Origin of the sequence: Acidovorax soli (assembly GCF_014207955.1) — a bacterium.
Classification (GTDB): Bacteria; Pseudomonadota; Gammaproteobacteria; order Burkholderiales; family Burkholderiaceae_C; genus Acidovorax; species Acidovorax soli_A.
The window spans coordinates 368877-392171 of sequence record NZ_JACHLK010000005.1; the positions used below are offsets into that span (position 1 = coordinate 368877).

Here is a 23295-nt window from a genome sequence, read left to right on the forward strand (position 1 = left end):
CCATTTTTGGTGACCCACATGCAACTCCCTTCTCTTTTCTCCGCCCTGGGCCTGGCCTTGGTGCTGGGCCTGGCGCCCCTGTGGGCCCATGCCCATGGCGACCATGGCGCGGCCCCCGCCGCTGCGGCCGACGCATCCCTGCCGCGCTTTGCCGCCACCTCCGACCTGTTCGAGCTGGTCGGCGTTCTTGAGGGGCAAAAACTTGCGCTCTACCTCGACCACGCGGGCGACAACAGCCCCGTGAAGGAGGCCCAGCTTGAACTCGACATCGCCGGCACGCGCGTGCCCGTGACCCGCGTGGCCGATGGCGAATTCCAGGCCGCCCTGTCCGCACCCCTGGCCGAGGGCGTGAGCCCGGTCACGGCCACCGTGGCCGCCGGCAACGAGACCGACCTGCTGGCGGGCGAGATCGACGTGCATGCCGCCGTGCAGGCCCCTGCCGGGCCGGCGGGCCCGCGCAAGGCCTGGGTGGCAGGTGCCGTCGCCGCCGTGCTGGCGGCGCTGGCCGCCGTGTGGGGCCTGCGCCGTGGCCGCACCGCCCGCGTGGGAGGTGCCGCATGAGCCGCCGTGCCATTGCCCCCACCCTGGCGGCCCTTGTGGCCGCCGTCAGCCTGAATGCGGCGCTGCCCGCCTGGGCCGGCGAAGGCCATGACCATGGCGACGCCCCGCCCGCAGCCGACGGCAACGGCCCCAAGCGCCAGCCCGATGGCAGCGTCTTCTTGCCCAAGCCCGCGCAGCGCCAGCTGGGCGTGCGCACCCTGGTGGCGGCCGAGGGCCGGCACGCCAAGGCCTTCGAGCTGGCCGGCACCGTGGTCATGGACCCGAATGCCGGCGGCAAGGTGCAGGCCGCGCTGGCCGGCCGGCTGGAGGCCGGGCCCAAGGGCCTGCCTGGCGTGGGCCAAGCGGTGCGCAAGGGCGAGGTGCTGGCCTATGTGGTGCCCACAGCGGGCGCCATCGAGCGCTCCAACCAATTGGCCCAACAGGCCGAGCTGCGTGCCTCGCGCGATCTGGCGGCACGGCGCGTGGCGCGGCTCAAAGAGCTGGCCGACACCGTGCCGCGCAAGGAGATCGAGGCGGCCGAGAGCGAGCTGCAGAGCTTCACCCAGCGCCTGGGCGCGGTGGGGGCCGGCCTGTCCACGCGCGATGCGCTGCTGGCGCCGGTCTCGGGCGTGATCGCTTCGGCCAACGCCGTGGCCGGCCAGGTGGTGGATGCGCGCGAGCTGGTGTTCGAGGTGGTGGACCCCGCGCGCCTGCGCGTCGAGGCCCTGGCCTATGACACGGCGCAGGCCCACAGCGTGGCCGGCGCCGCGTTGGCCGTGGGCGGGCAGCGCGTGCCGCTGCGCTTTCTGGGCGCGGCGCGCAGCCTGCGCGAGCAGGCGCTGCCGCTGCAGTTTGCCGGCGACTCGGCGGTGCTGGGCACCCTGGCCCTGGGCCAGCCCGTGCGCGTGTTCGTGCAGTCCACCGAGCAGGTGGCCGGTGTGCAGGTGCCGGTTGCCGCGCTGCTGCGCAACCCCGCGAACCAGACCATCGTCTGGGTCAAGGAATCGCCCGAGCGCTTCGTGCCGCGTGTGGTCACCCATGTGCCGCTCGACGGCACCTCGGTGGCCGTGACCTCGGGCCTCAAGGCCGGTGACCGCGTGGCCACGCAGGGCGCCACGCTGATCAACCAGGTCCGCTGAGGGAGCCACCACCATGTTCAAGTGGCTACTCGAAAGCAGCCTGGTCAATCGGCTGCTGGTGCTGATCGCGGCCGGCGTGCTCATGGCCTATGGCGCCTTCACGCTCTCGCGCACCCCGGTGGATGTGTTCCCCGACCTCAACAAGCCCACGGTCACGCTGATGACCGAGGCCGGCGGCATGGCCGCCGAAGAGGTGGAGCAGCTCATCACCTTTCCGCTGGAGACGACGATGAACGGCCTGCCCGGTGTGGAGAGCGTGCGCTCCACCTCCAGCGCGGGCCTGTCCTTCATCTACGTCACCTTCGATTGGAGCGTGGACATCTTCCGCGCACGGCAGATGGTGTCCGAGCGCCTGTCCTCCATGGAGGAAGGCCTGCCCGTGGGCGTGACGCCGCGCATGGGCCCCATCAGCTCCATCATGGGCGAGATCATGCAGGTGGCGATTCCCATCGACGTGCAGCGCACCACGCCCATGGCCGTGCGCGAGTACGCCGACTGGGTGCTGCGCCCGCGCCTGCTGGCGATTGCCGGCGTGGCGCAGGTGATTCCCATCGGCGGCGAGGTGCGCCAGTTCCAGGTGCAGCCGCAGACGGCGCGCATGGCCGAGCTGGGCATCACGCACGACCAGCTCACGGGCGCGCTCAAGGGGTTTTCGGCCAACACCTCGGGGGGCTTTCTGGAGCTCAACGGGCGCGAGTACCTGATCCGCCACCTGGGCCGCACCTCGCGGCTGGAAGACCTGCAGAACCTGGCCCTCACGGCGAAGAACGGCCAGCCCGTGCTGCTGCGCCAGGTGGCCGAGGTGAGCTTTGCCGCCGCACTCAAGCGCGGCGATGCGGGCTTCGAAGGCAAGCCGGCCGTGATCCTGGGCATCCAGAAGCAGCCTACCGCCGACACCATCGCGCTCACGCGCAGCATCGAGGCGGCGCTGGTCGATCTGAAGAAGTCGCTGCCCGCCGGCATGGAGGCGCCGCGCGTCACCTTCCGCCAGGCCAGCTTCATCGAGGCCTCGGTCACCACCCTGCAGGGCAAGCTCATCGGCGCCTCGGTGTTCGTGGCGGTGATTTTGTTCGTGTTCCTCGGGACGCTCCGGCCCACGGTGATCGCGCTCACGGCCATCCCGGTGTCGATCTTCATCACGGCGCTGGTCTTCAAGTACTTCGGCCTGTCGATCAACACCATGACCCTGGGCGGCCTGGCGATTGCCATCGGCGGCCTGGTGGACGATGCGGTGGTGGACGTGGAGAACGTGCTGCGCCGCCTGAAGATGGACCGCGCCCGGCACCCCCAGCACCGGCTGCACCCGCTGGAGGTGGTCAAGCTCGCGTCGATGGAGGTGCGCTCGGGCATTCTCTACGCCACGGCCATCATCGTGCTGGTGTTTTTGCCGCTGTTCGCGCTGCCGGGCATCGAAGGGCGGCTGTTCGTGCCGCTGGGCATTGCCTTCATCGTGTCCACGCTGGCCTCGCTGCTGGTATCGGTCACGGTCACGCCGGTGCTGGCCTTCTACCTGCTGCCGCGCATGAAGAACCTGGACCATGGCGACACGCGCGTGGTGGCCTGGCTCAAGGCGCGCTACCGCGGCGGGCTCACCCGCGTGCTGGCGCACCCGCGCATCGCCATGGCGGTGAGCGCGGTGGCGGTGGTGCTGTCGGTGGCGGCGGTGCCGTTCTTTCCCACCACCTTCCTGCCACCCTTCAACGAGGGCACCCTGCTCATCGGCATGCGCCTGAACCCGGGCGTGACGCTGGCCGAGTCCACGGCACTGGCCAGCCAGGCCGAGGTGCTGGTGCGCCAGGTGCCCGAGGTCACGCACGTGGGCCGGCGCAGCGGGCGGGCCGAGCTCGACGAGCATGCCGAGGGCGTGCACGTGAGCGAGCTCGACGTGGGCCTGCTGCCCGCGGGCGAACTGAAACGCAGCATGGCCGAGGTGCAGGCCGACATCCGCAGCCGGCTGGCGCAGATGCCGGCTGCCATCGCCATCGGCCAGCCGATCTCGCACCGCATCGACCACATGCTCTCGGGTGTGCGCTCGCAGATCGCGATCAAGCTCTTCGGCGAAGACCTCGATACCCTGCGCGGCCAGGCCGATGCGCTGCGCGCGCGCCTGGCCAGCATCGACGGCCTGGCCGATCTGGAGGTGGAAAAGCAGGTGCTGGCGCCGCAGATCACCGTGCGCGTGGACCATGCTGCGGCCGCCCAGTACGGCGTGCCCGCGGCGCAGGTGCTGGCCACGCTGCAGGGCCTGGTGGAGGGTGAGAAGCTCACGCAGATCGTGGAGGGCAGCCGGCGCTTTGCGCTGGTGGTGCGCCTGCCCGAGAGTGCGCGCTCACTGGATGGCCTGGCGCAGATCATGATCGAGACGCCGCGCGGGCGCGTGCCGTTGTCGCGCCTGGCGAGCATCGAGGACGGCGACGGCCCCAACCAGATCAGCCGCGACGATGGCAAGCGCCGCATCGTGCTCTCGGCCAATGCGCAGGGCAGGGCGCTGTCCGATGTGGTGGCCGACATCCGCAAGGTGGTGGGCGAGACGCGCCTGCCGGATGGCTACTTCATCACTCTGGGCGGCCAGTTCCAGGCGCAGGAAGAGGCCAGCCGCCTGGTGGGCATGCTGGCCATCGTCTCGCTGGTGCTGATGTTCGTGGTGCTGTACACGCGCTACCGCTCGGCCACGCTGTCGGCGCTCATCATGGCCAACATCCCATTGGCGCTGGTGGGTGCCGTGCTGGGGCTGTGGATCTCGGGGCAGCCGCTGTCGGTGGCGGCGCTGATCGGCTTCATCACGCTGGCGGGCATCTCGGTGCGCAACGGCATCCTGAAGGTCAGCCACTACCTGAACCTGATGCGCGTGGAGGGCGAGAACTTCGACACCGCGATGATCGTGCGCGGCTCGCTGGAGCGCCTCTCGCCCGTGCTCATGACGGCCTTGGTCACGGCCTTCGCGCTGGCTCCCCTGCTGCTGGAGGCCGAGCGCCCCGGCACCGAGATCCTGCACCCCGTGGCGGTGGTCATCTTCTCGGGCCTGATCAGTTCAACCCTGCTCGACACCTTCCTGACCCCGGCGCTGTTCTGGCTGTTCGGCCGCCGCGATGCCGAGCGCCTGCTGGACGACAAGAGCGCCGAGGCCTTCTGATTTTTTCCCTGTGTTCCACAACCCTCTGAAAGGACATCCATGACAAGCAAGTACCTCCTGGCCGCGCTGGCGCTGGCCGTTTCGGGCGCCGCCTTCGCGGCCGGCGACCACAGCCATGGCGACGACCACAAGCCGCAGCACGGCGGCATCGTGGCCGGCACCCACGACATGGACTACGAACTGGTGGCGCGGCCCGACGTGCTCACCCTGCACCTGCGCGACCACGGCAAGCCGGCCAGCGCGCAGGGCGTGAATGCCAAGCTCACCCTGCTCAACGGCACGGAAAAGTCCGAAGCGGTGCTGGTGCCGGCGGGCGAGGGCAAGCTCGAAGCCAAGGGTGCGTTCAAGGTGGCGGCCGGCACCAAGGTCGTGGCCCTGGTGACCCTGCCGGGCAAGAAGCCTGCGAACGTGCGTTTTGCGCTGAAGTAAGCGGGCACCAACACCTGCCGGCGCGCAATCCGTCACGGAAAGCAGAGCCCGGCGGGAGGGGCCGGGGTGCGTGCGGCGCAGGGTTCGCCTACCATGCACCCATGCCTGCTTCTTCTTCCTCCGCATTCGACTTCGCCGCGCTGGCCGAGGGCATTGCCCGGGCCAGCCGCGCCGCCCTGGCCGAGATCTCCGAGCGCTGCGGCCCGCACGACCCCGTGTGCGCCTTCACGCTCTACACCGACGATGGCGCCATGACCGTCTGCCCGGCCATGGTGACCGAGGGCCAGGTGCAAGCGCTCACCACGCGCCACCCGGACGATGCCGACTACTACCGCTACAGTTCCGCGGAATGGCCCCTGGAGGGCGAGGGCGCCAACGCCGCCTTCAACGGGCTGTGCACCCGGGTGGCGGACCATGTGCTGGCGCTGCCGGACGGGGACGGTGATGCGGCCTTCACCGCGTTCCGCACCCAACTGCTCGAAACCCTGCTCCAGGTGCTGGAGCGGCTGCGCCGCGACGACCCGGCCTTTGCCCGGGAATCGCTGATGCTGCAGGTGGCGGTGTCGGACGGCGACGAGCCTGCCGAAGTCCTCAACCAATGGGTGGCCCGCCTGAACCCGCCCGCCGTGGCGGCGCGGTTCAAGGCCTGGACCGATACCTGGGGTTAGTACTCCAGGCGCTCAGGCCGGATTTCCTGCAGGATGGTCGTCGCGATCTCCTCGATCGACTTGGTGGTGGTCGACAGCCAGCGGATGCCGGCGCGGCGCATCATGGCCTCGGCGTCGGCCACCTCGTTGCGGCAGTTGACCAGATCGGCGTACTTGGAGTTGGGCCGGCGCTCGTTGCGGATCTCGGACAGGCGCTCGGGCTGGATGGTCAGGCCGAAGATCTTCTTGCGGTGCGGCTCCAGCGCGGGCGGCAGCTGGCGGCGCTCGAAATCCTCGGGGATCAGCGGGTAGTTGGCGGCCTTCATGCCGTACTGCATGGCCAGGTAGAGGCTGGTGGGGGTCTTGCCGCTGCGGCTCACGCCGACCAGGATCACGTCGGCGTTCACCAGATCGCGGTTGCTCTGGCCGTCGTCGTGCGCCAGGCTGAAGTTGATGGCCTCGATGCGGTCGGTGTACTCCTTGCTGCGGCTCACGTCGGAGAAACGGCCCACGCGGTGGTGCGACTTGATGCCCAGCTCGTCTTCCAGCGGGTGCACGAAGGTGCCGAACATGTCGAGCAGCATGCCCTTGCAGCCTTCCTGGATGACGCGCAGCACCTCCATGTTCACCAGGGTGGTGAAGACGATGGGCTTCTTGCCCTCGATCTCGGCCGTGTGGTTGATCTGCCGCACGGTCTGGTGGGCCTTGTCCACGCTGTCGATGAAGGGCAGGCGCACATGGCGCGGCTTCATCTCGAACTGGGCCAGGATGGCGTTGCCAAAAGTCTCTGCGGTGATGCCGGTGCCGTCGGAGACAAAAAATACGGTGCGCGTGTGCATGGGAGGGGGGCCTTTGGGTGTGTCAACACGATGTCAACCTGCTTTGGGCGCGGCAGGCCTACAATTGTGTCAATTATCCAAATTTCTCCACCATGCACGCCGTCGGCCTACAACCACAACGACAAAGCCCCAAGCGCCCGTGCATGGCCGCTCGCCCCACGGTGCCCCTTGGAAGGGGCGGGCGCGCAGACGACCCGGTTTCAACTTCTGGAGCTTTCCCATGTCTGCACTTTTCAGCCCGACCGCCCTGGTCGTACCGTTTGAAAACCTGAGAATGACCGACGTCGAGTCGGTGGGCGGTAAAAACGCCTCCCTCGGCGAGATGATCTCCCAACTGCCCGAGGGCGTGCGCGTCCCGACCGGCTTTGCCACCACGGCCCATGCCTTCCGCCAGTTCCTGGCCCACGATGGCCTGGCCGACAAGATCAGCGCCAAGCTGGCCAGCCTGGACACGGAGGACGTGCGTGCCCTGGCCCGCGTGGGTGCCGAAATCCGCGCCATGGTCGAGGCCCAGCCCTTCCCGGCCGACCTGCAAAAAGCCATTGGCGATGCCTTCGCCACCCTGTCCGCGGGCAATCCGCAGGCCAGCTTTGCCGTGCGCTCGTCCGCCACGGCCGAGGACCTGCCCGACGCCTCGTTCGCCGGCCAGCAGGAGACCTTCCTGAACGTGGTGGGCATCGAAGACGTGCTGCACAAGATGAAGGAGGTGTTCGCCTCCCTGTACAACGACCGCGCCATCTCCTACCGCGTGCACAAGGGCTTCGCCCACGACGTGGTGGCCCTGTCGGCCGGTGTGCAGCGCATGGTGCGCTCCGACCTGGGCGCTGCGGGCGTGATGTTCACCATCGACACCGAATCGGGCTTCGAGGAAGTCGTCTTCATCACCAGCAGCTACGGCCTGGGCGAGACCGTGGTGCAGGGCGCCGTGAACCCCGACGAGTTCTACGTGCACAAGCCCATGCTCAAGGCCGGCAAGAAGGCCGTGATCCGCCGCAACCTGGGCAGCAAGCTGGTGCAGATGGTGTTCTCCTCGGCCGAGGAAAAGGCCGCGTCGGGCAAGCTGGTCAAGACCACCGATGTGCCCACCGAGCAGCGCAACCGCTACTCGCTGAGCGATGCCGACGTGCAGCAGCTGGCGCACTACGCGCTGGTGATCGAGCAGCACTATGGCCGCCCCATGGACATCGAATGGGGCAAGGACGGCACCGACGGCCTGCTCTACATCCTGCAGGCCCGCCCCGAGACCGTGAAGAGCCAGTCCAAGGGCCAGGCCGAGATGCGCTACAAGCTCAAGGGCCAGGGCACCGTGCTGGCCGAGGGCCGCGCCATCGGCCAGAAGATCGGCACCGGCCCCGTGCGCCTGGTGCACAGCATTTCCGAGATGGACAAGGTCCAGCCCGGCGATGTGCTCGTGACCGACATGACCGACCCCAACTGGGAGCCCGTGATGAAGCGCGCCAGCGCCATCGTCACCAACCGCGGCGGCCGCACCTGCCACGCCGCCATCATCGCGCGCGAGCTGGGCATTCCGGCCGTGGTGGGCTGCGGCGATGCGACCGAGCGCCTGAAGGACGGCACCCTGGTCACCGTGAGCTGCGCCGAGGGCGACACCGGCCAGATCTACGACGGCCTGCTGGAAACCGAGGTCACCGAGGTGCAGCGCGGCGAAATGCCCGCGATCAAGACCAAGATCATGATGAACGTGGGCAACCCCCAGCTCGCCTTCGACTTCTGCCAGTTGCCCAACGAGGGCGTGGGCCTGGCGCGGCTGGAGTTCATCATCAACAACAACATCGGCGTGCACCCCAAGGCCATCCTGGACTACCCGCAGATCGATGCCGACCTCAAGAAGGCCGTGGAATCGGTGGCCCGCGGCCATGCCAGCCCGCGCGCCTTCTACGTGGACAAGGTCGCCGAGGGCGTGGCCACCATCGCCGCGGCCTTCTACCCCAAGCCGGTCATCGTGCGCCTGTCGGACTTCAAGAGCAACGAGTACCGAAAGCTCATCGGCGGCAGCCGCTACGAGCCCGAGGAAGAGAACCCGATGCTGGGCTTCCGCGGCGCGGCGCGCTACCTGAGTGCCGACTTCGGCGAAGCCTTCGCCATGGAGTGCGAGGCCTTGAAGCGCGTGCGCAACGACATGGGCCTGACCAATGTGCAGGTGATGGTGCCCTTCGTGCGCACGCTGGGCCAGGCCGAGCGCGTCACGCAATTGCTGGCCCAGCACGGCCTGCAGCGCGGCAAGGACGATCTCAAGGTCATCATGATGTGCGAGGTGCCGAGCAACGCCATCCTGGCCGAGCGCTTCCTCGAATTCTTCGACGGCTTCTCCATTGGCTCCAACGACCTGACCCAGCTCTCGCTGGGCCTGGACCGCGACTCGGGCCTGGAACTGCTGGCCCAGGACTTCGACGAACGCGACCCTGCCGTGCTGGCGCTGATCCACCAGGCCATCAAGGCCTGCCTGGCCCAGGGCAAGTACATCGGCATCTGCGGCCAGGGCCCCAGCGATCACCCCGATTTTGCGCAGTGGCTGGCCGCCGAGGGCATCTCCTCCATCTCGCTGAACCCTGACAGCGTGATGGCCACCTGGCAGCAACTGGCTGCGGGCTGAGGCCGGGTGCAGGGACCTGGACCGATGCCACCCCCTGGCTGACCCCATGTCTCTGCTGCTGCCACGCTCTCCCGTGAAGTCCGCCGAGCCCGAGCTCGCCGGACCGTTTCCGCCCGACCTGCACGACGTGCGCCACCTCTGGCTCAAGGCCGGGCTGCTGCTGATCTGGGTGCTGGTGTCCTTCGTGGCCACCTATTTCGCGCGCGACCTGCAGTTCCTCATGGCCGGCGGCTGGCCGCTGGGCTACTGGATCGAGGCCCAGGGTGCAGTGCTGGTGTTCATCGGCATCGTGGTGGTCTATGCCTGGGCCATGAACCGCTTCGAGCGGCAGGACGAACAGCGCCGCCTGGCGCTGGAGGCCGAGCCCCTGGCGGGCGCCAAACCCCCCGCCGACGCGGCCTGACACCATGCGCCAGCGCAGCCCCGGGGGCGCTTCGTCCGCAGCCGGCCAGAGCGCCGTGGAAAATGCCTATTCCTGGCGCCTGCACCGCATCCTGGCGCTGTATGTCTGCGGGGTGCTGGGCTTTCTGGCCCTCATGACCTGGGCCGAGCACCAGGGCCTGTCGCGCCACTGGATCGGGCCCATCTTTCTCTTTCTCACCGTCATGGTCTACGCCGGCATCGGCGTCTATGGCCGCACCTCCGACCCTGAGGAATACTATGTTGCCGGGCGGCGCATACCGCCGCTGTACAACGGCATGGCCGCCGCAGCCGACTGGATGAGCGCGGCCTCGTTCATCAGCCTCTCGGGCGCGCTCTACCTGCAGGGCTTTGCCGGCACGCCGGGCCAGCCCGGCGGCCTGGCCTACCTGCTGGGCTGGACGGGGGGCTTTTGCCTCGTGGCCATGCTGATCGCGCCGCACCTGCGCGCCATGGGCCTGTACACCGTGCCCGATTTCTTCCATGTGCGCTTCGGCGGTCGCTGGCCGCGCGTGATCGCGGCGCTGGCGGCCGTGCTGTGCTCGTTCACCTACGTGGTGGCACAGATCTACGGTGTGGGGCTGATCGCCTCGCGCCTGACGGGCGTGCAGTTCGAGATCGGCATCATGCTCGGCCTGGGGGGGGTGCTGCTGTGCTCCTTCCTGGGTGGCATGCGCGCCATTACCTGGACGCAGGTCGCGCAGTACGTGGTGCTGCTGCTGGCCTTTCTGATCCCCGTGTCCTGGCTGGCCTACAAGCAGCTGGGCAGCCCGCTGGCCCCGGTGGCCTACGGCGCGCAGATCACCAAGATCGCCGACCTGGAGGCGCAACTGCTCGATTCGCCCGCCGAGAACCAGGTGGTGCAGATCTACCGCGAGCGCGCGCTGGAGTTCGAGGAGCGCCTGAAGGACGTGGAGGCTGCCCTGGAGCGCGAGCGCGAGAAGGGGCGCGAGCGCATCCGCACCCTGCGCGCGCAGAATGCCGACGTCGGGCTCATCGTGCTGGCCAGCCGCGACCTGGCAGCCCTGCCGCGCGACCCCGCCGCCGCGCGCGAGCGCTGGACGCGCGAGATGCAGGAGAACTACGAGCGCGCCCGCCCTTTGGGCGGCCTGCCTCAGCACAGCCAAGCCTTTGCCGGCGACCCCGACGGCACGCCCGAGGAGCAGCGCGAGTTCGATCTGAGCCGGCGCAATTTCATGGCGCTGATGTTCTGCCTCATGGTGGGCACGGCGGGCCTGCCGCACCTGCTCACGCGCTACTACACCTCGCCCACGGTCTCGGGCGCGCGCGCCTCGGTGGGCTGGTCGCTGTTCTTCATTGCCCTCTTGTACCTGAGCGCGCCGGCGCTCGCCGTGCTCGTGAAGTTCGAGGTCATGCACAACCTGGTGGGCAGCAGCTTCGAGGCGCTGCCCAACTGGATGGCGCAGTGGGCGCGGGTCGATGCCTCGCTGCTGTCCATCGAGGATGTCAATGGCGATGGCATCGTGCAGTTTGCCGAGATCCGGCTTGGGGCCGACCTCATCATGCTGGCCACGCCCGAACTCGGGGGCCTGCCCTATGTGGTCTCGGGCCTGGTGGCGGCCGGCGGCTTGGCGGCAGCGCTGTCCACGGCCGACGGGCTTTTGCTCACCATCAGCAATGCGCTGGTGCGTGACCTGTATTTCCAGGGCTCGGACCGCCAGGCCTCGCCCGAGCAGCGCGTGATCCTCACCAAGTTCGCGCTGCTGGCGGTGGCCTTGTCGGCGGCCTTTGTGGCGGCGCTCAAGCCGGCCGAGATCCTGCCCATGGTCTCGGCCTCGTTCTCGCTGGCGGCCTCGGCCTTCGTGCCGGTGATGGTGCTCGGGATCTTCTGGCGCGGCACCACGCGCCAGGGGGCGGTGGCAGGCATGCTTGCGGGCCTGGGCGTGGCGGTGTACTACATGCTCTCGCATGTGGTGGCCCTGAAGGCGCTGCTGCCCGCCTGGCTGCTGGCCGACGGGCTGTGGTTCGGCATCCAGCCCATCTCGGCCGGGGTCTTCGGGGTGCCGGTGGGCCTGCTCGTGGCGCTGGTGGTCAGCCGCATCACGCGGCCCGCGCCCGAGTTGCCGCGCGTGCGCATCGAAATCTGAGCGCCCTCCCTTCGCGGCGCGTCCCTGCGTGAGGCCGGCAAATAAGCCGCGCCCGCGAAGGGGCATGGAAAAACCCGACTGTTCAACGGGCCGCAAACGTGACACCCTGTAAACAGGCTGCAAGACAGCAGCCGTTCACGGTAGCTGGTTTCAGAGATTTCGGGGGAGATACATGGTTCTTGTCAAAACACAGGCGGGGCAGGAGGCGCTCAAGGACCGCCACGGTGGTTTGACCTCACGGCAGCGTTCGGCCTTCATCCTGTTCGATGGCAAGCGTTCCACGGGCGAGGTGCTGGCCGCCACGGCGGCCATGGGCATCACGCAGGACGACGTGCAGGCCATGATCGCCCAGGGCCTGCTGGAGCCCCTGTCGAGCAGCGGCGCCGGGGCCGCGGTGGCGGCCGCAGCAGCCGCCAAGGGCAGTGGCCAGGCGGTGGTGGCCGCAGCGGCGGCCCAGGCGTCCAGCACCTCGTTCGAGGCCACGGTGGCCATGGAAGCCGTGCAGGGCAGCGGGCGCTCCGACCAGCAGCGTTACAAGGATGCCTACCCCATTGCCACCGAGCTCACGGCCGGCCTGGGCCTGCGGGGCTTTCGCCTGAACCTGGCGGTGGAGGGCGCGGGCAGCTTCTCCGACCTGGCGGCGCTGGCGCCCAAGATCCGCGAGGCGGTGGGCGACGCCAAATTCGCCCGGCTCGACAAAGCCCTCTTCGACTGAGGCCGGTTTCACCCGGCCATGAAAAAGCGGCCCGCAGGCCGCTTTGTTGTTGGGTCCGCTGCGATCAGCGGCCGACCTTGAGCAGTTCCACGTCGAACTTGAGCGTGGCGTTCGGGGGAATCACGCCGCCCGCACCGCGCGCGCCGTAGCCCAGGGAGGCGGGGATGATCAGCGTGCGCTGGCCGCCGATCTTCATGCCTTGCACGCCTTCGTCCCAGCCCTTGATGACCATGCCGGCGCCCAGCGAGAACTCGAAGGGGTCGTTGCGGTCGCGGCTGGAGTCGAACTTGGCGCCTTGCTCGCCGTTGTTGTAGAGCCAGCCGGTGTAGTGCACCGAGACGTTCTGGCCCTTGGTGGCTTCTGCGCCGTCGCCCACTTGGGTGTCTTCGTACTGCAGGCCGGATGCGGTGGTGGTGAGTGCCATGGAAATCCTCGGGGAGTCGTTGGGGGGAGCCGGGCGGGGTGGGTCCGGCCCGAAAAGGGCTGATTTTACTTAGGCGACCGGCTTCTTCACGCGGCCGGCCACCCAGCGCGTGGCAAAGGCCTGCACATCGCTCAGGCGCTTGAGCAGGTCGGTGCCCGAAGGGGTCACGGTGTAGCCGTCGCTGCCGTGGTCGACCAGACCGGCCTCGCGCAGCTCCTTGATGCGGGTGTTCAGGGTGTTGGGGGTGATGCCGCCCACGCTGTCCTGCAGCAGGCGGAAGGTCTGGGGGTGTCCGTCACGCAGGGCCCACAGCACACGCAGCGCATAGCGGCATTCCAGCCGCTCGAACAGCTGGTTGATGGCGAAATTTTCCTTGGAGCTCATGCAAGCTTCTCCTTGCGCGGTGGGTGTGGAAAGCAGTCGCGGCCCGCCGGACACTGCCCGCAAGACGCTGCCAATATAGCTTGGAAACGATTTTGCTACAAGTTTAATAGCTCTGAATGCAGCACTGATATGCACCAACCCCGTGAATTGGGGGTCTTTTTTGCGAAGTGTTGCGGCACTGCCACGGCCGGCTGGGGCAGGTAGCATTCCGGCCTTGGCGGCGCACCGCCTTGGGAGGAATTCATGGAATACAAGCACTTGCACGAGGCCAACCGGCTGTCCTGGAACGCGGCCACCCGTGCCCACAACCGCCACAAGGGCGACCAGGCCGCCTTTTTCCGGGCCGGGGGCTCGCCGCTGTTCCCGGAGGAGCTTGCGCTGCTGGGTGACCTGCAAGGCCAGGCCGTGCTGCACCTGCAGTGCAATGCGGGGCAGGACAGCCTGGGCATCGCCCGGTTGGGCGCCCGGGTGACCGGCGTGGACATCTCGGACGAGGCCATCACCTTTGCCCGGGCGCTGTCGGACGCCAGCGGCATCGCCGCCGAGTTCGTGCGCTCGGATGTGTACGACTATTTCGACGGGCTGGCGGCTGCGGGAGGGCAGGGCGGGTCGTTCGACACCGTGTTCAGCTCCTACGGCACCCTCTGCTGGTTGTCGGACCTGGCGCGCTGGGCGCGCGGCGTGGCGGCAGCGCTGCGCCCGGGCGGGCGCTTCGTGTTCGTGGAGTTCCACCCCGCGGCCCTGGTGTTCGACCCGCAGTGGCAGCCCCGCTACGACTACTTCAACGACGCCCCGGTGCACGAGGCTGGGGTGGGCGACTATGTGGGTGAAACACAGAATGCGCGGGAGGATCCGCAGGCCTCTGCATCGGAGGCATTCACCAACCCCCACCCCAGCCATGAGTTCGCTTGGGGCCTGGGCCGCGTGGTGGCGGCGCTGCTGGCGGCCGGCCTGCGGCTGGAGGCGCTCGAGGAGTATCCCTACATGAACGGCTGGTGCGCCTTCGAGGGCATGCAGGACCTGGGCGGCCGGCGCTGGGGCATGCCGCCGGGCATGGCGCGCATGCCGCTGATGTACTCCCTGGTGGCACGCCGGCCGGAAAGCGCCTAGGCACGCGCCGCCAGGTGGTCCACCAGCAGGCGGGCCGCCGGGGTGAGGGCGTCGGGCCCGCGCCAGCACAGGGCAAAGCGCCGGTCGGCCCAGAGGTCGGACAGGTCGACGATGCGCACCGGCGCGGTCTCGGCAAACGGCGCAGCCACTTCGCGCGGCACCACGCTGATGGCCAGGTTGGCGCGCACCACACGCAGTGCCGCGTCGAAGTTGGACACCTGCACCCGGTGCGCCAGGGCCTTGCCCTCCACGGCGGCGGCCCGGGTCAGCAGCACCTGCACGGCGCTCAGCGCCGGCATGCTCACGAATTCGTGCTCCAGCACGTCGGCAAAGCGCACGTTTGCCTGCTGTGCCACGGGGTGGCTGGCATGGGCCACGATGGCCAGGTGGTCGTGCCGGTAGCTGCAGGTGGAAAGACCCGTGAGGTCGGCCGCATCCCAGCAGATGCCGATGGAGGCGCTGCCCTCACGGATGCCGCGCACCACGTCGGGGCTCACCCGCTCTTCCATGCTGACCTGGATGTCGCGGTGCGCCGGGTCCTGCAAGAAGGCGGCCACGTCTTCGGCCAGCGACTCGGCCATCACCGAGGCTGTGGCCAGCACGCGCACATGGCCCTTGATGCCGGTGGCAAACGCCGCCATGTCGCGCTCGATGCGGCCCACGCTGGCCAGCATGGCGCGCGCATGCTCGAGCAGGGTCTCGCCCGCAGGGGTAGGTGCCATGCCGTGGCGCTTGCGCACCAGCAGGGGTGTGCCCACCGTGTCTTCGAGCTGCGCCAGCCGCTTGCTCACGGCCGAGCCGACGATGGACTCCTGCTCGGCCGCGCGCGCGATGTTGCGGTGCTCGCACACGGCCACGAAGAGCTTGAGGGTTTGCAGATCGAGCGGGCGCATGGAGTGACCAGATATTCTGTTTGGGAATTTTAAGTGTTCCAAAATTGAGATCACATGGTGTCGTGGAATTTCTAGAATCCAGCCATCTCCTGAATCCCCACCCAGAACCCCATGTCCCCAGCCACCGTCATCCGCGAAGTCGGCCTGCGCGACGGCCTGCAAAGCATCGCCACCATCGTCTCCACCGCACACAAGATCGAATGGCTCAACGCCGCCTATGCCGCGGGCCAGCGCGAGATCGAGGTCGGTTCCTTCGTGCCGGCGCGCCTCTTGCCCCAACTGGCCGATACGGTCGAGGTGCTGGCCCATGCGCTCACGCTGCAGGGCCTCACGGCCTCGGTGCTGGTGCCCAACCTCCAGGGGGCTGAGCGCGCGATCGACAGCGGCGCCCACCTCATGGTGGTGCCCCTGTCGGCCAGCCATGCCCACAGCCTGGCCAATCTGCGCAAGACGCCCGACGAGGTGGTGGCCGAGGTGGCGCGCATCCGCGCCGCGCGCGATGCCGCGGGCTCGCGCACCCTGATCGAAGGCGGCGTGGGCACGGCCTTTGGCTGCACGCTGCAGGGCGAGGTCGCCGAGAGCGAGGTGCTGCGCCTGATGCAGGCCCTGCTCGATGCCGGCGCCGACCGCGTGAGCCTGGCCGACACCGTGGGCTATGCCGACCCGGTGGGCGTGCAGCGCCTGTTCGAGAAAGCCCGCGCCCTGGTGGGCGAGCGCCTGGCCTGCGCGCATTTCCACGACACGCGCGGCATGGGGCTGGCCAATGCCTATGCGGCCTGGCAGACCGGTATCACGCGCTTCGACGCCTGCCTGGCCGGTATCGGCGGCTGCCCGCACGCGCCGGGCGCCAGCGGCAATGTCACGACCGAAGACCTGGCCTTCATGCTGGAGCGCATGGGCGTGGCCACCGGCCTCGACGTGCCTGCGCTGCTGGCCCTGCGCCAGCGGGTGCAGGGCTGGCTGGTCGGCGAGACCCTGCACGGCACGCTGTGGCAGGCCGGGCTGCCGCGTACCCTGGCCCCCGCCCTGGCCTGAACCGTTTATCGTCCTGCCCCATGAATGCTCCTTTGAATCCTGCTTCCGTCCCTGCTGCAGCGCTGCCCCTGGCCGGCATCCGCGTGGTCGAGTTCACCCACATGGTCATGGGCCCCACCTGTGGCATGGTGCTGGCCGACCTGGGGGCCGAGGTCATCAAGGTCGAACCGGTGGACGGCGACCGCACGCGCCACCTGCTGGGTGCGGGCGCCGGCTTTTTCCCCATGTTCAACCGCAACAAGAAGAGCATTGCGCTCGACCTGCGCAAACGCGAGGGGCTGGAAGTGGCGATCCGCCTGGCCTCGTCGGCCGACGTGGTGGCGCAGAACTTCAAGCCCGGCGTGATGGCCAAGTATGGGCTCGACTACACGGCTTTGTCGCGCCTGAACGAGCGCCTGGTCTATGTGAACCATGCGGGCTTTCTGCCCGGGCCGTACGAGCACCGCACGGCTCTGGACGAGGTGGTGCAGATGATGGGTGGCCTGGCCTACATGACCGGGCGCCCGGGCGACCCGCTGCGCGCGGGCAGCAGCGTCAACGACATCATGGGCGGCATGTTCGGCGCCATCGGTGCCATGGCCGCGCTCATGCAGCGCACCACCACCGGCCGCGGGCAGGAGGTGGACTCGGCCCTGTTCGAGAACAATGTCTTCCTCGTGGGCCAGCACATGATGCAGTACGCCGTCACGGGCCAGCCCGCCGCGCCCATGCCCGAGCGCATTTCCTCCTGGGCCGTGTACGACGTGTTCAGCGTGAAGGATGGCGGCCAGATCTTCCTGGCCGCGGTGAGCGATGCGCAGTGGCTCAGCTTCTGCGATGCCATGGGTTATGCCGACCTCAAGGCCGACGCCGGCCTGGCCAGCAACAACGACCGCGTGCGCGCCCGCGCCACGCTGCTGCCCGAGCTGCGCCAGCGCCTGGCGTTGCACACGGCCGAGGAGTTGTCGGCCATCTTTGAGCGCCATGGCCTGCCGTTCGCACCCATCATGCGGCCTGAGCAACTGTTCGACGACCCGCACCTGAACGCCACGGGCGGCCTGGCCGAGGTCGCGCTGCCCGATGGCGAGCGTGCCGGCAGCACGGCGCGCGTGGCCCTCATGCCGCTGCGCATGGATGGCCAGCGCATGCCTGTGCGCATGGACCCGCCGCAACTGGGCCAGCACACGGCCGAGCTGCTGGCCGGCCTGGGCTATACGCCGGCCCAGGTGCAGGCCCTGCACGAGAATGCCGCCGTGGCCTGATTTTTCCCGCTCCCGCCCGGGCCTGAACGCAGCGGCAGTCTGCGTGCCCTGGGTGGTCCTTCCCTTCAGGAGACAAGACCATGCCATCGACACCCACGCACTCCCGCCGCCGCGCACTGGCCTGGGGCGCCACCGCCCTCGCAGCCCCCGGCCTTGCACTGGCCCAGCTCGGCGACAAGCCGCTGCGCATCATCCTGCCGCTGTCGGCCGGCTCGGGGGCCGATGGCGCCATCCGCGCCATCAGCACCAGCCTGGCCAAGGCGCTGGGCCAGCCGGTGGTGATCGAGAACCTGCCCGGGGCGGGCGGCATCACCGGCACCACGCAACTGGTGCGTGCGCCCAAGGATGGCTCGGTGATCGGCGTGGTCTCCAACAACCATGTGGTCAACCCCAGTGTCTACAAGAACATCCCCTTCGACTCCATCGAGGACATCACGCCCATCACCATCATCGGCGCCACACCCTTCGTGCTGGTGGCCCACCCGGGGGTACCTGCGAAGAACGTGAAGGAACTGATCGCGCTGGCCAAGGCAAAACCGGGTGTGCTCAACTACGGCTCCTCGGGCAACGGCACCATCCTGCACCTGGGCGCGGCCATGTTCGTGGAGCAGGCGCAGCTCGATATCAAGCACATCCCCTACAAGGGCATGGGCCCGCTGATGAACGACATTCTGGGCGGGCAGGTGCAGCTCGGTGTGGTGGCAGTGGCACCGGCCGCCGCGCACATCAAGGCCGGCACCCTGCGCGCCCTGGGCGTGAGCACGGCCGCCCGCGTGCCCTCGCTGCCCGACGTACCCACCATCGCCGAGCAGGGCCTGCCGCGCTACGAGCTCGACGGATGGATCGCCGCCGTCGCGCCCGCCGGCATCCCCAAGGCCGAAGTGGCGCGCCTGCATGCCGGCTTCAAGAATGCCCTGGCCATGCCCGAGGCGCGCGACGCACTGATCGCCCAGGGCTACGAGATCAAGCTCAGCGCGCCCGAGGCCTCCACGGCCTTCATGCGCAGTGAACTGGCGCGCATGGCCCAGGTGGTGAAGAACGCGCATGTGACGATGGATTGAGATGCCTGTCGTGCGAGGTGCAATATCGGCTTTTACCGCGCTACGCGCTACCCGAGGCGCATGAAACTGGCGGAGCCAAGGCCAGTGCCCCCGTGCAAGGGCCGCCCCGCCGCACTGGGGGCGTCCCCCTCCCGACTCGCGCAGCGAGTCGAGAGAGGGGTGAAGGCGCGAAGCGACTCAGGGGGTGCCTCTCAAAACGTGTAGCGCATATTGAGGTTGAAGCTGCGCGGCGCGCCCCAGGTGTAGAACAGGCCTTGCGCGGCGAAGTTGGTCACGCCCGAGAAGTACTGCTTGTCCAGCACGTTGTGGATGTTGGCCGTGAGGCTGAGCTGGCGGTTGATCTCGTAGCGTGCCATCAGGTCCAGCAGCCAGTAGGCGTTCTGGCCCAGCACGGCCGTGCCGCGGCTGGTGGAGATGGCGCTTTGCCAGCGCGTGGAGGCGCCCACCGTGAGGCCCTGGGCCGCGCCGCTGGCAATGCGGTAGGTGGTGCCCAGCTTGAACTGGTGCCGGGGTGTGGTGCTGGCGCTGCCCAGGTTGCTGCTGTTCATGACATAGCTGCCCTGTGCCTGCCAGCCACGGGCCAACTCGCCCGAGAGCTCCAGCTCATAGCCGCGGCGCGTGGCGCTGTTGACGGCCCGGTAGATGCTGTCGCCGTTGGCGTTCAGGCCCACTTCCTCGGCCGTGTTCTCGGTACGCATCCAGAAGTAGGCGATGCTGGCGTTCAGGCGCTTGTGGAAGAACTCGCCCTTGGCGCCGATCTCGTAGGTCGTTCCCTCTTCGGGCGGCAGGGTGCGCTCGGCCGCGTCCTTGGCGCTTTGCGGCTGGAAGATGCTGGCATAGCTGCCGTAGACCGAGATGTCCGGGGCCACGTCCACCACCAGCCCCGCATAGGGCGTGACCACGCCGCGCTCGCGCATGCGGTAGTTGTACCAGCCGATGTCGGTCACGTCCTTCTGGTCGTAGTCGCTCATGCGTGCACCCGCGATCAGCTTGACCGGGTCGGCCAGGTGGAAGCGGCCGGCGGCGTAGGCATAGCGGTTCTTGCGGCTGAACAGGTCGTTGGAGTAGGCCATGCGGCTCCAGTCGGGCTCGGCAATGGCGCCACCGCCGCCCGCATAGCTGATGCCGGCGGCTGCCAGCGTCGCGCTCCCGCCGCTGCCGCGCAGCAGCGTGGTGCGGGCGCGTGTGCTGCCCGCCCCCAGCAGCAGGTCGTGCGTGCGGCCGAGCAACTGGAACGGGCCCTGCACGTCCAGGCTGATGCTGTCGTTGCGGTCGTCGATGTCCGTGTAACGGTTGTACTGGAGCTGGCCGGGCAGGGCGTAGCGCAGGTAGCCGATGCGCATGTCGGGGGTTTCCACGGTGTCGCGCGCCACCTGGAGTCTGGCCGTCCAGCCGCCGGTGAAGCGGTGCTCCAGCCGTGCGAACAGGCCCAGGGATTCCTGGTCGTAGCCGGCCCAGGTGGCACCGATGCGGAACGAGCGCGGCATGCGCGGCACCGCGACGCCGTCGCCCGAGAAGGCCTGGATCGGCGTGGTGCCGGTGGCCCCTTGCAGGCTGCGCTGCTTGTAGGTCAGGCCGGCGCCGAGCACGGTGTCCGGGGCCAGGTCGGCTTCCACGGTGCCGTACAGCGTGGTGTTGCGGCTGTGCTGCCGGTCGCGAAACGCGTCGGCATCCTTGGCGGCGACGACGAGGCGGCCGCGCAGCGTCCCGGCGGCATTCAGCGGGCCGCTGATGTCGGCATCGCCCCGGTAGCTGTTCCAGCTGCCCACGCCGGCCTGGGCACTGGCCTGGAACTCGCGCGTGGGGCGCTTGCGCACCAGGTTCACCGTACCGCCGTAGTCGCCGTCGCCGTTGACCAGGCCCGAGGATCCCTTGAGCACCTCGATGCGGTCGATCTCCGCCAGGTCGTCGAGCGAATACATGATGTGGCTGTTCCAGCCCCAGCCGCTGGACAGCAGGCGGTTGCCGTCGATCTTCAGGTTGACGCTGGAGCCGCGCACGTTGAAGGTGGTCATGTCGCTCTGGCGGCTCACGGTCACGCCGGGCGTCTGTTCGAGCGCATCGCTCAGCGTCTCCACATGGAAGTCGTCCATGCGCTGGCGCGACATGATGGTGAGGGACTGTGGCGTTTCGCGCAGGCTCAGGTTCAGGCCGGTCGCCGCGCCGCTGGGGCCGGCTGCGGTGTAGCTGCCCGTGCCTTCGGTGGTGCCGTCGTTGGGCTGGGCCTGCGCGGTGACGCGTACCTCTCCCAGGGAGACACTGCCCGCGGCGGGGCCTGGTGCGGGCGTGCCCGCAGCCGGGGCCGGTGCGCGCCGCAGGGTGTAGGTGCCGTTCTCCGCCACCACGGCTGCGAGGCCCGTACCGGCAAGCAGTGCCGCCAGCGCCTGGGGCGGCGTGTGGCTGCCCTGCAGGCCCGGGCTGCTGCGGCCTTGCACCAGATCGGGGGTGTAGGCCAGCAGCACGCCCGAGGCTTTGGCGAAGGCGGTGAGCGCGGGCTCCAGCGGGCCGGCGGGGATGCGGTAGGCGGTGGCGCGGCTCGCCTGGGTGGCCTGGGCCTGCGCGGGCAGGCTGGCGGTGGCACCCAGCCCGGCAAAGAGCGCGCTGGCCAGTGCAGCGGTGAACGCGGCGGTGGGGCGCAAGGCGAAGCGGGGTGCCGGGAGGCGGGTGGTGGATGCGAGGCGCCGGGAAGCGGTGGACATGGTGGTCGGTAGAGGGGGTGAAGGAGGAGGAAAGAACAGGTTTCCCTTCCTTGTCACGCGAGCGCGCAAAAGGTACAGACCCGCCAGCAAAAAATCGAAGATTCTTCAGCCGTGCTCGCTCACAGGGCCTATGCGCACCCAGTAGCGCACGGGGATGCGCACGTGCACCGGCAGCACCTGGGCCACGGCCTGCAGGATGCGGTCCGTGTCCGCCAGCGGGAACACGCCCGACAGGCGCAGGTGCGCCACCTCGGGCGACAGCGTGATCACCCCGCTGCGGTAGCGCCGCAGTTCGGCCACGAAGTCCGCCAGGCGCATGTTGGAGGCCACCAGCACGCCTTCGGACCAGGCCGGTGGCTCGGCAGCGCCTGCGTGGGGCGCCGTCGCTGCGACCGGTGTGAGCCGGGCCGACTGGCCGGCATCGACGCGCACGGTGGCGTCCGGCCTGTCCACGGGGCTCAGCTCCACCGCGCCCTCGTACACGGCGACTTCGCTGGCACCGCCTTCGTGGCGCACGGTGAAGCGGGTGCCCAGCGCGCGGATACGACCGGCCGGGGTGTCCACCACAAAGGGGCGGGGCGCGGCGGCTGCGCTGTCGTGCGCGGTGCTGATGAATACCTCGCCCTCGCGCAGGTGCAGGCGGCGCAGACCGTCGGTGTAGCGCACGTCCAGCGCGCTGGCGGTGTCGAGCACGATGCGTGTGCCATCGGGCAGGGTGCTGCTGCGCTGCTCGCCCCGGGCCGTGCGCAGGTCGGCGCCCCAGCCGCGCCAGGGCAGTTGCTCGTACCCCAGCCACGCAGCGGCGCCCCCGGCGGCCAGGCCGGCGATGCCGCGCAGCGCATGGCGGCGGCGTGGCGATGCGGGGCTGGCCAGCGAGGTCACGGCGGTGGCGGCCGTGAGCCGGCCCGCAGCGGTGTGTTCGCGCAGGCGCGTGTTGGTGGCTTCGATGTGCTGCCAGGCCCGTTCGTGCTCCGGATGGGCGGCGCGCCAGCGCTGCCATTCACCGCGGCTTTCGACCGTGGCGGTGCCGGACCACAGGTGCACCAGCCATTCCACGGCGGCGTCCACCACCGGGGCGGGCAGCGGGGTGTCTGTGCGGGATGGAGGGTGGGCGCTCATGCAGCCCCACCTGGGAAATAGCAATGCCGTATGGCGCGCGCCATGTACTGCTTGACCGAGCTGAGCGAGACGCCCATGCGCTCGGCGATCTCGGCATAGGGCATGCCGTCGAGCTGCGCCCAGAGGAAGGCGGTGCGCACCTTGGGCGGCAGGCCATCGAGGATGGCATCGATCTCCAGAAGTGCCTCCAGCACGATGGCGCGGTCCTCGGGCGAGGGGGCCAGGGGCTCGGGCATGTGCGCCAGCGTCTCCAGGTACGCGCGTTCGATCTCGCGGTGGCGCAGGTGGTTGGCCACCACGCGCTTGGCCACGGTGGTCAGGAAGGCGCGCGGCTCGCGGATCTCGGCCAGGGCCGTGCGCGACTCGATCACGCGCAGGTAGGTGTCCTGGGCAAAGTCGGCCGCATCCCCCGCATGGCCGAGCCGGCGCTGCAGCCAGCCGCGCAGCCAGCTGTGGTGCTGTACGTAGAGATCGGTCAGCGCGTGTGGAAGGGACATGGGAGGAGGCCGCGGCGAAGGGGAGGGCTGCGCAGGGCGGGTCGAAGGCAAAGCATGGTAATGATAACCATTCTTATCAACACTCCTGCCGCAACGACTTTTCGGAGGGGGCGGCAGCCCTGCCAACCCGAGGTTCCCCCAGTGTTCCCAAGGTGTACAGACCGGGGACATGGTGAACACCTGTGCGGAGACATGGTGAACACTTTTCATTAGACGGCGTTCGTGCTGGCCAGGTCAATCACCAGGCA

General features: G+C 69.0%; 20 protein-coding genes. 13 read left to right on the top strand and 7 right to left on the bottom strand.

The genetic code is table 11. The annotated features are described in order from the left end of the window. Positions 1 to 18: 18 nt before the first annotated feature. The 5 genes from HNP48_RS15710 to HNP48_RS15730 all read left to right on the top strand — a co-directional run bounded on the left by HNP48_RS15710 (position 19) and on the right by HNP48_RS15730 (position 5909). Entirely contained in the window at positions 19 to 561 is a 543-nt protein-coding gene (locus HNP48_RS15710; protein ID WP_184858554.1) for a hypothetical protein, read from the top strand. Continuing rightward, entirely contained in the window at positions 558 to 1679 is a 1122-nt protein-coding gene (locus HNP48_RS15715; protein ID WP_184858556.1) for an efflux RND transporter periplasmic adaptor subunit, read from the top strand. The genes HNP48_RS15710 and HNP48_RS15715 overlap by 4 nt, the downstream gene beginning before the upstream one ends. A gap of 13 nt (positions 1680 to 1692) precedes the next feature. Continuing rightward, entirely contained in the window at positions 1693 to 4812 is a 3120-nt protein-coding gene (locus HNP48_RS15720; RefSeq protein WP_184858558.1) for an efflux RND transporter permease subunit, read from the top strand. A gap of 39 nt (positions 4813 to 4851) precedes the next feature. Beyond that, entirely contained in the window at positions 4852 to 5241 is a 390-nt protein-coding gene (locus HNP48_RS15725) for a hypothetical protein (RefSeq protein ID WP_184858559.1), read from the top strand. Positions 5242 to 5342: 101 nt separating this feature from the next. Then, the gene (locus HNP48_RS15730; protein WP_184858561.1) at positions 5343 to 5909 is read left to right on the top strand and encodes a DUF4303 domain-containing protein; all 567 of its coding nucleotides are present in this window, start codon (positions 5343 to 5345) and stop codon (positions 5907 to 5909) included. Here HNP48_RS15730 and HNP48_RS15735 read toward each other — a convergent pair. Next, a complete protein-coding gene (locus tag HNP48_RS15735; RefSeq protein ID WP_184858563.1) occupies positions 5906 to 6727 on the bottom strand; it encodes a pyruvate, water dikinase regulatory protein in 822 nt (273 codons plus the stop codon). The two genes, HNP48_RS15730 and HNP48_RS15735, sit on opposite strands and share 4 nt — an antisense overlap. Positions 6728 to 6947: 220 nt before the next feature. Here HNP48_RS15735 and ppsA point away from each other — a divergent pair, with 220 nt between their 5' ends. The 4 genes from ppsA (at position 6948) to HNP48_RS15755 (ending at position 12584) form a co-directional block, all read left to right on the top strand. Next, the gene (gene ppsA, locus HNP48_RS15740; RefSeq protein ID WP_184858565.1) at positions 6948 to 9341 is read left to right on the top strand and encodes a phosphoenolpyruvate synthase; all 2394 of its coding nucleotides are present in this window, start codon (positions 6948 to 6950) and stop codon (positions 9339 to 9341) included. Between the two features lie 46 nt (positions 9342 to 9387). Continuing rightward, on the top strand, positions 9388 to 9744 hold the full coding sequence (locus tag HNP48_RS15745; protein ID WP_184858567.1) for a DUF4212 domain-containing protein: 357 nt from the start codon (positions 9388 to 9390) through the stop codon (positions 9742 to 9744). Between the two features lie 4 nt (positions 9745 to 9748). Then, positions 9749 to 11869 carry a VC_2705 family sodium/solute symporter gene (locus tag HNP48_RS15750; RefSeq protein WP_184858569.1) on the top strand — a complete coding sequence of 707 codons (2121 nt, stop codon included), beginning with the start codon at positions 9749 to 9751 and terminating at the stop codon, positions 11867 to 11869. A gap of 172 nt (positions 11870 to 12041) precedes the next feature. Beyond that, on the top strand, positions 12042 to 12584 hold the full coding sequence (locus HNP48_RS15755) for a hypothetical protein (protein WP_184858571.1): 543 nt from the start codon (positions 12042 to 12044) through the stop codon (positions 12582 to 12584). 64 nt (positions 12585 to 12648) lie between these two features. On the opposite strand, the gene HNP48_RS15760 is transcribed toward HNP48_RS15755, so the two are convergent. Both HNP48_RS15760 and HNP48_RS15765 read right to left on the bottom strand, forming a co-directional pair. Then, on the bottom strand, positions 12649 to 13008 hold the full coding sequence (locus HNP48_RS15760; protein WP_184858573.1) for an FKBP-type peptidyl-prolyl cis-trans isomerase: 360 nt from the start codon (positions 13006 to 13008) through the stop codon (positions 12649 to 12651). Between the two features lie 69 nt (positions 13009 to 13077). Next, positions 13078 to 13392, bottom strand: coding sequence for a helix-turn-helix domain-containing protein (locus HNP48_RS15765; protein WP_184858575.1), 315 nt, complete (start codon positions 13390 to 13392; stop codon positions 13078 to 13080). A 243-nt stretch (positions 13393 to 13635) separates the two neighbouring features. Here HNP48_RS15765 and HNP48_RS15770 point away from each other — a divergent pair, with 243 nt between their 5' ends. Beyond that, complete coding sequence (locus tag HNP48_RS15770; protein WP_184858577.1) at positions 13636 to 14502, top strand: class I SAM-dependent methyltransferase; 867 nt, start codon at positions 13636 to 13638, stop codon at positions 14500 to 14502. On the opposite strand, the gene HNP48_RS15775 is transcribed toward HNP48_RS15770, so the two are convergent. After that, the gene (locus HNP48_RS15775) at positions 14499 to 15395 is read right to left on the bottom strand and encodes a LysR family transcriptional regulator (RefSeq protein ID WP_184858579.1); all 897 of its coding nucleotides are present in this window, start codon (positions 15393 to 15395) and stop codon (positions 14499 to 14501) included. The two genes, HNP48_RS15770 and HNP48_RS15775, sit on opposite strands and share 4 nt — an antisense overlap. A gap of 111 nt (positions 15396 to 15506) precedes the next feature. Between HNP48_RS15775 and HNP48_RS15780 the strand changes: the two genes are divergently transcribed. The 3 genes from HNP48_RS15780 to HNP48_RS15790 all read left to right on the top strand — a co-directional run bounded on the left by HNP48_RS15780 (position 15507) and on the right by HNP48_RS15790 (position 18732). Next, positions 15507 to 16430 (top strand): hydroxymethylglutaryl-CoA lyase, encoded by a 924-nt coding sequence (locus HNP48_RS15780; protein WP_184858581.1) that lies wholly within the window; start codon positions 15507 to 15509, stop codon positions 16428 to 16430. Positions 16431 to 16450: 20 nt separating this feature from the next. Next, positions 16451 to 17671, top strand: a complete 1221-nt coding sequence (locus tag HNP48_RS15785) for a CaiB/BaiF CoA-transferase family protein (protein ID WP_184858583.1) — start codon at positions 16451 to 16453, stop codon at positions 17669 to 17671. Positions 17672 to 17751: 80 nt separating this feature from the next. After that, positions 17752 to 18732, top strand: coding sequence for a tripartite tricarboxylate transporter substrate binding protein (locus tag HNP48_RS15790; RefSeq protein WP_184858585.1), 981 nt, complete (start codon positions 17752 to 17754; stop codon positions 18730 to 18732). A gap of 191 nt (positions 18733 to 18923) precedes the next feature. Here HNP48_RS15790 and HNP48_RS15795 read toward each other — a convergent pair whose 3' ends face one another. From HNP48_RS15795 to HNP48_RS15805, 3 genes are all read right to left on the bottom strand, one after another. After that, positions 18924 to 21431 (bottom strand): TonB-dependent siderophore receptor, encoded by a 2508-nt coding sequence (locus HNP48_RS15795; protein WP_184858587.1) that lies wholly within the window; start codon positions 21429 to 21431, stop codon positions 18924 to 18926. A 105-nt stretch (positions 21432 to 21536) separates the two neighbouring features. Then, a complete protein-coding gene (locus HNP48_RS15800) occupies positions 21537 to 22550 on the bottom strand; it encodes a FecR domain-containing protein (RefSeq protein WP_184858589.1) in 1014 nt (337 codons plus the stop codon). Beyond that, positions 22547 to 23047 (bottom strand): sigma-70 family RNA polymerase sigma factor, encoded by a 501-nt coding sequence (locus tag HNP48_RS15805; RefSeq protein ID WP_184858591.1) that lies wholly within the window; start codon positions 23045 to 23047, stop codon positions 22547 to 22549. The genes HNP48_RS15800 and HNP48_RS15805 overlap by 4 nt, the downstream gene beginning before the upstream one ends. Positions 23048 to 23295: the final 248 nt, after the last annotated feature.

Excerpts from the sequence above, each read along its gene's own strand:
- HNP48_RS15710 (WP_184858554.1), top strand. The coding sequence starts at position 19 with ATGCAACTCCCTTCTCTTTTCTCCGCCCTGGGCCTGGCCTTGGTGCTG.
- HNP48_RS15715 (WP_184858556.1), top strand. The coding sequence starts at position 558 with ATGAGCCGCCGTGCCATTGCCCCCACCCTGGCGGCCCTTGTGGCCGCC.
- HNP48_RS15720 (WP_184858558.1), top strand. The coding sequence starts at position 1,693 with ATGTTCAAGTGGCTACTCGAAAGCAGCCTGGTCAATCGGCTGCTGGTG.
- HNP48_RS15725 (WP_184858559.1), top strand. The coding sequence starts at position 4,852 with ATGACAAGCAAGTACCTCCTGGCCGCGCTGGCGCTGGCCGTTTCGGGC.
- HNP48_RS15730 (WP_184858561.1), top strand. The coding sequence starts at position 5,343 with ATGCCTGCTTCTTCTTCCTCCGCATTCGACTTCGCCGCGCTGGCCGAG.
- HNP48_RS15735 (WP_184858563.1), bottom strand. The coding sequence starts at position 6,727 with ATGCACACGCGCACCGTATTTTTTGTCTCCGACGGCACCGGCATCACC.
- ppsA (WP_184858565.1), top strand. The coding sequence starts at position 6,948 with ATGTCTGCACTTTTCAGCCCGACCGCCCTGGTCGTACCGTTTGAAAAC.
- HNP48_RS15745 (WP_184858567.1), top strand. The coding sequence starts at position 9,388 with ATGTCTCTGCTGCTGCCACGCTCTCCCGTGAAGTCCGCCGAGCCCGAG.
- HNP48_RS15750 (WP_184858569.1), top strand. The coding sequence starts at position 9,749 with ATGCGCCAGCGCAGCCCCGGGGGCGCTTCGTCCGCAGCCGGCCAGAGC.
- HNP48_RS15755 (WP_184858571.1), top strand. The coding sequence starts at position 12,042 with ATGGTTCTTGTCAAAACACAGGCGGGGCAGGAGGCGCTCAAGGACCGC.
- HNP48_RS15760 (WP_184858573.1), bottom strand. The coding sequence starts at position 13,008 with ATGGCACTCACCACCACCGCATCCGGCCTGCAGTACGAAGACACCCAA.
- HNP48_RS15765 (WP_184858575.1), bottom strand. The coding sequence starts at position 13,392 with ATGAGCTCCAAGGAAAATTTCGCCATCAACCAGCTGTTCGAGCGGCTG.
- HNP48_RS15770 (WP_184858577.1), top strand. The coding sequence starts at position 13,636 with ATGGAATACAAGCACTTGCACGAGGCCAACCGGCTGTCCTGGAACGCG.
- HNP48_RS15775 (WP_184858579.1), bottom strand. The coding sequence starts at position 15,395 with ATGCGCCCGCTCGATCTGCAAACCCTCAAGCTCTTCGTGGCCGTGTGC.
- HNP48_RS15780 (WP_184858581.1), top strand. The coding sequence starts at position 15,507 with ATGTCCCCAGCCACCGTCATCCGCGAAGTCGGCCTGCGCGACGGCCTG.
- HNP48_RS15785 (WP_184858583.1), top strand. The coding sequence starts at position 16,451 with ATGAATGCTCCTTTGAATCCTGCTTCCGTCCCTGCTGCAGCGCTGCCC.
- HNP48_RS15790 (WP_184858585.1), top strand. The coding sequence starts at position 17,752 with ATGCCATCGACACCCACGCACTCCCGCCGCCGCGCACTGGCCTGGGGC.
- HNP48_RS15795 (WP_184858587.1), bottom strand. The coding sequence starts at position 21,431 with ATGTCCACCGCTTCCCGGCGCCTCGCATCCACCACCCGCCTCCCGGCA.
- HNP48_RS15800 (WP_184858589.1), bottom strand. The coding sequence starts at position 22,550 with ATGAGCGCCCACCCTCCATCCCGCACAGACACCCCGCTGCCCGCCCCG.
- HNP48_RS15805 (WP_184858591.1), bottom strand. The coding sequence starts at position 23,047 with ATGTCCCTTCCACACGCGCTGACCGATCTCTACGTACAGCACCACAGC.